Source organism: Arthrobacter nitrophenolicus (genome assembly GCF_000332815.1).
GTDB lineage: Bacteria > Actinomycetota > Actinomycetes > Actinomycetales > Micrococcaceae > Arthrobacter > Arthrobacter nitrophenolicus.
In genome coordinates this window covers 1-9,058 of sequence record NZ_AOFD01000092.1, presented here as the reverse complement: position 1 = coordinate 9,058, position 9,058 = coordinate 1, and the positions used below count along the sequence as shown (strand labels likewise).

At 61.4% G+C, this 9,058-nt stretch carries 8 protein-coding genes and 1 pseudogene; 5 read left to right on the top strand and 4 right to left on the bottom strand.

Annotated features, from left to right (window positions below):
• Window positions 1–122: 122 nt before the first annotated feature.
• Window positions 123–902, top strand: a complete 780-nt coding sequence (locus tag G205_RS19905; protein WP_035753951.1) for an SDR family NAD(P)-dependent oxidoreductase — start codon at window positions 123–125, stop codon at window positions 900–902.
• Between the two features lie 640 nt (window positions 903–1,542).
• Here the strand turns inward: G205_RS19905 and G205_RS19900 are convergent.
• Window positions 1,543–2,106 carry a nuclear transport factor 2 family protein gene (locus tag G205_RS19900; RefSeq protein ID WP_009359602.1) on the bottom strand — a complete coding sequence of 188 codons (564 nt, stop codon included), beginning with the start codon at window positions 2,104–2,106 and terminating at the stop codon, window positions 1,543–1,545.
• 74 nt (window positions 2,107–2,180) lie between these two features.
• Window positions 2,181–2,927: an enoyl-CoA hydratase/isomerase family protein gene (locus G205_RS19895; protein ID WP_009359601.1), complete on the bottom strand. Its 747-nt coding sequence runs from the start codon at window positions 2,925–2,927 to the stop codon at window positions 2,181–2,183.
• A 543-nt stretch (window positions 2,928–3,470) separates the two neighbouring features.
• Here G205_RS19895 and G205_RS23305 point away from each other — a divergent pair.
• Window positions 3,471–4,249: pseudogene (locus G205_RS23305) on the top strand (SDR family NAD(P)-dependent oxidoreductase).
• A gap of 475 nt (window positions 4,250–4,724) precedes the next feature.
• Here the strand turns inward: G205_RS23305 and G205_RS20785 are convergent.
• Complete coding sequence (locus G205_RS20785) at window positions 4,725–5,357, bottom strand: TetR/AcrR family transcriptional regulator (protein ID WP_009359598.1); 633 nt, start codon at window positions 5,355–5,357, stop codon at window positions 4,725–4,727.
• 724 nt (window positions 5,358–6,081) lie between these two features.
• On the opposite strand from G205_RS20785, the gene G205_RS19880 reads away from it, so the two are divergent.
• Genes G205_RS19880 through G205_RS23295 form a run of 3 tightly spaced genes read left to right on the top strand, consistent with a single transcriptional unit; the run spans window position 6,082 to window position 8,596 of the window.
• Window positions 6,082–8,055, top strand: coding sequence for an MFS transporter (locus G205_RS19880; protein WP_035753949.1), 1,974 nt, complete (start codon window positions 6,082–6,084; stop codon window positions 8,053–8,055).
• Window positions 8,052–8,294 carry a helix-turn-helix domain-containing protein gene (locus tag G205_RS23300; RefSeq protein WP_235047108.1) on the top strand — a complete coding sequence of 81 codons (243 nt, stop codon included), beginning with the start codon at window positions 8,052–8,054 and terminating at the stop codon, window positions 8,292–8,294. The genes G205_RS19880 and G205_RS23300 overlap by 4 nt, the downstream gene beginning before the upstream one ends.
• A gap of 17 nt (window positions 8,295–8,311) precedes the next feature.
• Entirely contained in the window at window positions 8,312–8,596 is a 285-nt protein-coding gene (locus G205_RS23295; protein ID WP_235047107.1) for a TetR/AcrR family transcriptional regulator, read from the top strand.
• Between the two features lie 178 nt (window positions 8,597–8,774).
• Here the strand turns inward: G205_RS23295 and G205_RS19870 are convergent.
• On the bottom strand, window positions 8,775–9,058 hold a 284-nt coding region (locus G205_RS19870), incomplete at its 5' end, for a TetR/AcrR family transcriptional regulator C-terminal ligand-binding domain-containing protein (RefSeq protein WP_009359596.1).

Genomic DNA, 9,058 nt, shown 5'->3' with positions numbered 1-9,058 from the left:
GGCACAATCAAACACATGACGTACGCAAAACCTCAGACCCTCGGAACCGCAAACCCCTTACAAAGTCAACGTCAATGCCGTAGGATCTCAGCGATTATCCATCTCGACTTCGAAAGGACACCATGAGCAACGAAGCTTCATGGCAAGAGACCATCACCCCTGGACGCTTCGGGGGTAAGACCGTCATCGTGACTGGCGCCGGCTCGGGTATCGGTCAGGCCACCGCCCTGCGAATCGCTAAAGAGGGTGGGCGAGTCATCGCCGCAGACATCAGCAAGGAGCGGTTGGACGATATGGTCGCGGAAAACGGCGGGCTGGAGCTCATTCCCATCGCCGGGGACATCTCGATGGAGGAAACTGTCGCCGCCATCGTGGCGGCAGCCGGTGGGAGGGTGGACGCGCTGGCAAACGTCGCAGGGATTTTTGATAACTTCCTCCCCGTCCATGAGGTTGACGACGAACTGTGGGAGCGAGTTTTCCGTATCAATGTCACGGCATTGATGCGCCTGACCCGCGCTGTCGTCCCGCTGATGCTGGAATCGGGAACGGGCTCGGTAGTCAACGTGGCATCCGGAGCCGGCCTTCGCGGGTCCGCAGCCGGCGCCGCATACACCGCTTCCAAGCACGCTGTGATGGGCCTGACCAAAAACTCGGCGGTGATCTACGGGCCCAAGGGGCTGCGGTTCAATGCCGTGGCTCCGGGTTCCACGACGACGAACATTGTTGCCAGCTGGGGTTCCCAGTTCGCCGCTGAACGGCTTGGTCCGCTATTGCAGGCAATGGTCCCCGCTCCTGCCAGTGCCGCGCAGCTCGCTGCCTCCATCACCTTCCTGCTCAGCGATGACGGCACCAACATCAACGGCAGCATCCTCTCATCTGACGGCGGCTGGTCAGCTCTGTAGTCCGGACGCCTCTGCTGTGAGGCACTAGTAAAAGGCTTACGACGGCGGGATGTCCCGCCGTCGTAAGCCAAGTATGGTGCCCCTCGGGCATGTGGCCCAGAAGTCCTTTGCGCTTGACGACCTGCGCCCACCCGCTACCGGCAACCGCAGAATCCAGGGCCGTACTATTAGGCAATGCCGAGATTCTGGCGGAGAGTGATCGCCCGCGCACTCCGAATACAGTTGCCGCACTCCTGCAGCAAGCGGACGAAGTCCTCGACGAAGGAGTCTTCGCCTCGTCAGCGGGCATCAGCCAGAGACTGTCGCCGGCTCACGCTTTGAACCGCTCGTGCCTGGGCTGCACGCGCAAGACTCGCGGTTAGGCGTTGGAGACCACGCACTGCCCCGCGTGAGCGGCTGGTCCAACGCGTGACGCACTCGTTGCGGCCGTACTCAGGACGCACGGAGTGGCCGGGTGGTCGTCCGTTAGCTAGCCGCGGGCGAACCGAACCGTTTTCCGGCTCAGCGCCATCACGGCGCACGTGACCGTGGAAACCTGCAACTTCTAGCGTGCCCCAAGTGTTAAAACGACAGGTTGGAGGCCGGCGAACGCTGGCCTCCAACCTGCATGGCAAGGCGGTACCCGTATGCGAACCTGGGGTCAGGCGCGATTCCCCGGCGCCTTGACAAGGATTCCGTCGCCGAGTCCGTAGACGAAATCCTCGCTCGATCGCGACGGCTGCGCCCCCGTGCTCCCAGGCGCGCCGGGAGCCTTCGGCGGTGTGGTCCAGTCGGTCTTGGACCATTCGAATGCGACCGTGCGCTTGGCGATCTTCCACACACCATCGCGCTCCTCGAACTCATCGAGGAATCGGCACCCGATCATGGCAGAAGGCGAAGCGCTCAACGTGTACACCTGGTGCTGCTTCAGTTGAGTGACCACGATGGCATACGTCTCTGCGTATGCACGCTTCCCCTCGACCTCAATCGACGGAGTGGCGATGAAGTGCAGGAACATGTCGTAGTTCTCGTGGTGCGGCTCGAGGAACGCGATCGAGTCGTCGATAGTTCCGCTGAAATGACCGTGGTCCTCGACGGCGTCAGGGTGAAAACACGCGCGCCGCATCTCGAAATCTTTACGGTCGGACGCACGCGCTGCGAGAGTAACGACTCTCGCAATGTCGCGTTCCGCTTTCAGTTGGACCAGGAGGTCGTGGTCATCCATGTGTTCTACCGATCTTCACGTCGCGGATCGAGCTCGGGCAGCGCCGTGGCCGGACCGGCCGCCGCGCAGACCCTTCACTCGCCACCCGATTTGCCCTCGGAGATCTTGCCAACGAAGCGCATGGTTTCCCAAGCAATGCCCGGGTGTCCGACCGTGAGCATGTCCTGCTTTGCGTAATTATTGAGAACGTGCTTGGTGAGGCGGAGCGAGCTGTAGTCGAAGGACCGCAGCTTCGCGAGGAGCTTGTCGACCTCGGCGTCCAGCTCGTCGGCCGGGACAGCCTTGTTGATGAGCCCTATCTCCACCGCCTCCTGTGCGGTCGCCACGCGATCCAGCATCAGGAACTCCTTGGCACGGGTCATCCCGACGCGGTTCGGCCACAGCACAAAACCACCGTCCCCCGGCGGAAGACCGAATCCCGAAAGGTGCGGGTCGCTGAATGTGGCGTCGTCGGCCGCGATGATGAAGTCGCACGCCAAGGCGATGGATGCCCCGAGCTGATGCGCACCGGGTGCCCAGACCTTCGCGATCGTGGGCTTATCGAGCGAGATGGAGTGACGAAGCGTGTCTTCGCTCTCACGCAGGATCTGCTCGACGTATCCGTAGGAGTTGATCGTCTTGATCCACTCGTGGTCGTAAGACTCCGGGCTCAGGAACTTACGGTCCTTGCCGGTGATGACCACAAACTTCGCTTCCGACTGGTGAGCGTCACGGAGCGCCATCGGCAATCCGATGTGCGAGCTGGCGTCCATCTTGTCGATCTCGATAGTCAGAACATCATCGTCAAGAGTGACATTGATCTGGTCACCGTACTCTGACATGTTTCCTCTTCTCCTCATTGAGTAACCGCACCTTCATGGTCCGGTAAGCACGACGGCGAAGCTCGATAGCTTCGGTCTAGTTACTTGGTGCTCGTGCAAGTAACTATAGTGAGCGGTGACACAAAGTCAACTGCAAGCTGACACTTACTGAACAGGCACTCTAGATACGCTGAGGAGGGCGTTCGTCCAGTCCATGCGGAACTCGCGTGTAGCGATAGAGGACGTGCCCTGCCGCTGAATCCGAGTCGCGCGCCCACGACCGCGTACTGAGCAGCAGTCGCCAACGCGTGAAGCTTTCGCCGTGGTGCGTGCGGTGAGCCGCTGCCCGGACCAGCAGAATTGCCACACATCCACAGCGTCCCCCGGGAGCACAGCCCGTTGCGCCTGATCTGTCTAGGCTATTGACTTACGTACGATCCGTGTGCTGAAGTGATCGAGGCCGACACCAATACAATCGCCCTGGTGTCGCGTTTGGAGCATCTGCTCAGATACAGCGCATCCAATGAGGGATGCGCGCCACAGAGAAGGGTAAGGCCAGCATAAATGTCACGTTTTAAAGACCAAGTCGCACTCATCACCGGTTCAGGCCGCGGCATCGGACGAGCCACTGCACTGAAGTTCGCGGAGGAAGGTGCCTTCGTACTCATCAATGATCTGCATGAGGAATTCGTGAACTCGGTCGTTGCAGAAATCAACTCGCTGGGCGGCAATGCTGCCGCCGCAGGGTTTGATATCACCGACCGGGAAGTAGCCGCAAAGGCTGTTCAGCAGATCGTTGAGGACCACGGTCCATCGACGTTCTGGTCAACAATGCAGGCGGCGAGAACATGCAGCCTGCAGAAGCGTATGCCTCATGGGACCGAGTGATTGGCGTGAACCTCACGGCAACATTCTTCATGTCCCAGGCAGTCGCTAACGCTTCCATGATCCCGCGCAACCGGGGAGCCATCGTCAACCTGTCGTCCCTCGCGGGCCTTGCTGCCCTGCCCAACGACGCCGGCTACACCGCCGCCAAGCACGGGGTTGTGGGGCTCACGAAGGCCTTGGGCGTGGAATGGGCGAAGTACGGTATCCGCGTCAACGCCGTTTCCCCGGGAATGACCGAAACGCCGGCTTCCCTGGAATGGCAGAAGCGCGAACCCGAGGCCTTTGAGGCACGCATCGCGAGGGTTCCGTGGAAGCGCATGGGCCGGGATGAAGAACAGGCTGCTGCCATTCTGTTCCTGGCCTCCGAGGACGCGTCCTTCATCACGGGCCACACGATTCCTGTCGATGGCGGCCAAATGGCCCTCAACCCTGGCCACTCGATCCGACCCCAGTAGGGCCTTGACGGGCACCGCGGCAGCGTCCCGTCACCCGCGGACCGGCGTTCACGCGTCCTTCCAAGGGCCGCAGGTTCAGTCCGGCCCGCTACCTACGTGATGCCCTAACGCATCCAGGACGGCCGAGCTCCCAGATATGGGCTCGGCCGTCCTGTTCTTTTAAGGCCCGAATGATTCGGCCTCCGGCTGTTCGCGCCCGCCCCAGATATCCTCCGGAGACGATCTCCCAAGCGTTTACCGACGCAGATCGGGTTATCATCCGGAAGCCGTAACAGCGCCCACCGCGCAGTCAATATGATTATTTACGCGGACATTCGAAAGCGGCACTGAGAAAGCCGACAGCGAGGTCAGAAATCAGTGATGCGTTTGATCACGGCCACTTAGCCCCGACCGCAGCCCACGTGAGCGTGCGCTGCGTTGTTGAACAGTGCACACCTCTCATAGTTGCTAGAGCTACTGAAGATTCGTCACCGCGTCAGGACGTCCCATTGAGGCATGGTTGGGGACTTATGCCACTCAATACAATGTCGACCAAGGTCTTAACGGTGCTACGAATCTGCTGAGGCGTCTTGTCGTAGCTGATGGAATCAAGGGTCACGCCGCCAACGAGCAGTCGATGGGATACGTGGATGTCCGCATCGGAACGGACCTGGCCGCGCAACTGGCCCCGCCTCAAGGATTCCAGAATTAACAAGTCTCGCTGCTTTGTTGTTTCGGCGGATACCGTCCGGTATACCTCACCAACAGCCTCCTTCTCCATGGCCAAGCGCCATCCTGCGCGCCCGCGCGGGCTTGCCAGAAGCTGCCGGTGCGCCAACGCGATTTCGATTAGGTCGTCCCGTACATGTCCGTGAGTGCCGACACGCAGCGGACGCGTTGATTCCCGGAAGGCGTCAATGAGCAGTTCCTCGCGACTAGACCATCGCAGGTACAAAGCGCGCCGACCGACCGAGGCTTTTACGCTTACAGCCTCGAAATTGAAGCCGCTCCAGCCCCGCTCCGCATAGCAATGAATGGCGGCATCGATGACCTTCTTATCTAGTGCCCCGTCGCGTGGTCTGCCGAGGCGCACTCCCTCTTCGCCCTTCGCTCTGTGCGTTGTGGTCACGTTCCTTACTCCTGCACGCTCTCGGTTCCAGCTACCGTCCGTGGAACTTGACGGAATGCTTGATGTCATCGGAGCCACAGAACTCTGCATGGCGCAGCTTTAGGGGGCACCCCAACGGAATTTGGAGTCTACTAGGGCATCAATCGCAGTGCCATCGTAGCGGGCGGCTTTCCCCGCCGCGAACCCGCAGCGAAGGCGCCTGCATCAACTCGAATCAGCCGCTGGCCGCGGACCATCTTCTGATCAAGTCATCGACGTGGGCTGCCTGCACCAACTCTGCCAGCCAATCCCACACTAGCCACGCCACTCCGCACACGCATTTTGGAACAGGCGGGAGCCCCTCAGAGGGACTGTTTCGGCGACCGCTCGGGGCGTTCACCGCGCGCCCGATTCGCGGTGCGATTGTATAGGAAGGCAGGTCAAAGGGAGCTCAGAGCCATCTCCTTAAGCCGACCATTCGAAGTGTCCAACCTGGTCAGGACCTGAGGAATCGGCCAGGGCATGGGCGATGTCGCCGCAGACGAGCACCCGCGTTCTGCTCCGTCATAGGCGCCAATCTTGATTGCTCAGAAAGACGGCGTTTAGCCGGTCATGTGTGCTGGAGATGGCGAGCAGGATGTACATCTGGTGCAACACGTAGACCCCGCCGTTGCGGCTACGGCTGTACATCGCTTTTACTTAGGGGTGAACAAGCGTTCACCATCAACTTATATGGAAGCAGCCGATGCCGCGTTCCCTCACTTTCCAATCGCGACGGCGTCCGTCGCCGTCCGCCATCACTGCGGTCCTGGCTCTTAGCGGCACCCTGGTGGCGTTGATGCAGACACTAGTGATTCCGCTTCTTCCCGACTTCCCCGTGATCCTGGGTGTGACTGCCGATGACGCCTCCTGGCTGGTCACCGCCACACTGCTTTCCAGTGCCGTGGCAACACCCATCGTTTCCCGCAGCGCAGACATGTACGGCAAGCGCAAGATGATGGTTCTGTGCCTGGCCGTCATGGTGGCGGGGTCGGTCGTGGCAGCCGTCGGCGGTTCCTTTCTGTGGCTGGTCATCGGCCGGGCCCTTCAGGGGTTTGCGTCAGCCCTGATTCCGGTGGCCATCAGCATCATGCGCGATGAACTGCCCAAGGAGAAGATGGGCTCCGCGGTTGCTTTGATGAGCGCCACGCTGGGGATTGGCAGCGCCTTGGGCCTGCCTCTGGCAGGAGTCCTTTACGAAAGCCTGGGGTGGGCCTCGATCTTCTGGGTCTCCGCTGCTGCAGGCGTCCCGTTGCTCCTTGCGGTGGTGCTGGTGGTCCCGGAGTCAAAGGTCCGCACCCACGGAACTTTCGACTACGCAGGGGCGGCATTGCTCTCTGGCGCGCTGATTGCACTCCTGCTGGCGATCACCAAAGGGGGCACCTGGGGCTGGGGGTCCGAACCAGTCTTACTCCTGTTCCTCGCAACGGTCATACTGCTGGCCGCCTGGATCCCGTATGAACTCAAAGTCCGTCAGCCGATGGTGGACCTGCGGACATCCGCCCGCCGCCCCGTACTCATGACCAACCTCGCCTCGCTGCTCATCGGCTTTTCAATGTTCGCCAATATGCTCGTCACCACGCAGCAGCTCCAGCTTCCCGTCGTTACGGGCTACGGCTTTGAACTTAATGTGATTACTGCCGGCTTGTGTATGGTGCCCTCCGGCTTGGCCATGGTGGTTTTCGCACCGCTGTCCGGACGCATCATCAGGATCTTCGGCGGCAAGACGGCACTCATGACAGGGGCGCTAGTGATGATTGCGGGCTATGTGGGCCGCGTTTTTTTCTATGACTCCATCGCCTGGGTAATTGTAGGTTCCACTGTGGTGGGAGTAGGCACGGCCATTGCCTATGCAGCCACGCCCACCCTGATCATGAGTGCCGTTCCCATCACCGAAACGGCCTCCGCGAACGGCCTGAACAACCTGGTCCGCGCCATTGGCACCTCGACATCCAGTGCCGCCATCGCCGCAGTCCTAACCTCCGTCACCATGACAGTCGGCGACACCCGCCTTCCGTCATTCGACGCATTCAAGGACATTTTCTGGCTGGCGGCCGGGGCCTCAGCAGCCTCGATGCTGGCCGCAGTCTTCATACCCCGCGCCGCCGGGGTCCACCGCCCGCCAGCCTCCGACATCGGTGCCGTCGAACTGGTGGTCCAGGGACGCGTCCTGGCACCCGATCACCGCCCCCTCATCCCCGCCGTCGTGACAGTTTTGAAGACCGACGGCGATCCGGTGGACTGGAGCCGCGTAGACACGGAGGGCAACTACTCTGTGGCGCTCCCCGGTGCGGGAAAGTATCTCATGGTGGCTAATGCCGGCGGTTGGGCGCCCATGGCAGAAGTCTTTGACTTCGACGGCCGCACCCTTCAACAAAACTTCATGCTCCGGGAGCGGCTGCAGCTACAGGGGACGGTCAGCGCCGGTGGCACGTCTGTATCCAGGGCGGTGGTGACACTCCTTGAAGCCGGTGGCGGGCATGTAGGCGCCACCCGCACGGATGGCGACGGCGGGTATGCCTTTCCGCTTCCCGTAGCCGGCCGATATGTCCTGACCATGCTTCACCCGGTGACGCAGGAGGCTATGGCACAAAAGGTCACCGTGGACATCCGATCCATCACCGTGGATTTCGAGGCCCCACCCGTGGAGGACACCGCCGGTGAGCGGGTGGGAACGTGAGCGGCCCCAGCCATGACGCGATCATCCATTCCGCCAGCCGGCTTTTCGGGGAACGCGGCTACCGCGCCGTCACCGTGCGCGAGATCGCTGCCGACGCCGGCGTGTCAGCCTCCCTGGTCATGAAGCTGTTCCTTTCCAAGGAAAATCTTTATGCGGCTGTGCAACCGGAAGAGTCATTGCTAGCCGAACCGGACGTCCCGATAGCGGAACTGGGCAGAGCCTCGTCTTCCGGGTGCTGATGAGACGAGAACGCGGAATGCAGGAGCCATGGGCTAACATCGCCCTGGCCGTGCTGGACTCCCCCGACCCCCACGCTGCACGGGCCGAAATCCGCGAACGTTACCTCGATGCCATCACCCGACTCATCGGGGACCCTACCCAGGACCGCCGCTTTGCCTCCACCGTGATTTGCCTCATGACCGGGTTCGGAGAGGCCATCCGCACTCTAGGCCTCTTCGACGGCCGGGACCTTGACGAACTCGTGGAGTACTACGGAGCAATCGTCCAGACCCACATCGACGCAGCCAAGGCTGCCACGTAGACTGGAACGCCGCCCCCGAATTGGAGGCGACTGGCCGATATGTGCGGATGCAGGGGGTTTTCGCGTTGGTCTGGTGGCCTGACGCGGGGTGGCCAGGTACTTTCGCGGTGGCGCGGTGGACGGGGTCAACGGGGGGCGGTTCCCTCGATCGCCCTTGTTCCTTGTTACCGCGGAAGACCTAGACGGGATCGCCGGTGGCTTCTGTAGTGTCCCGGTCCACGGGATTGTTGCCCAGTCCCCTCAGGAGCATGTCGACCGTTTTCGCAACGATGCCGCGGACCTGATACGGGCCCGGGGCGTAGAGCGCGTCAAGCATCAAAGCCCCGATCAGCAGTTCAGTGGCTACTTGAAGGTCCGCATCGCTGCGGACCTCGCCCCGGGACTGTCCCCGCTTGAGCGTCTCCACGATCAGTGAGTTCCGATAAGCCGAAATCTCGGCAGCAACCGCGTGAAACACATCGG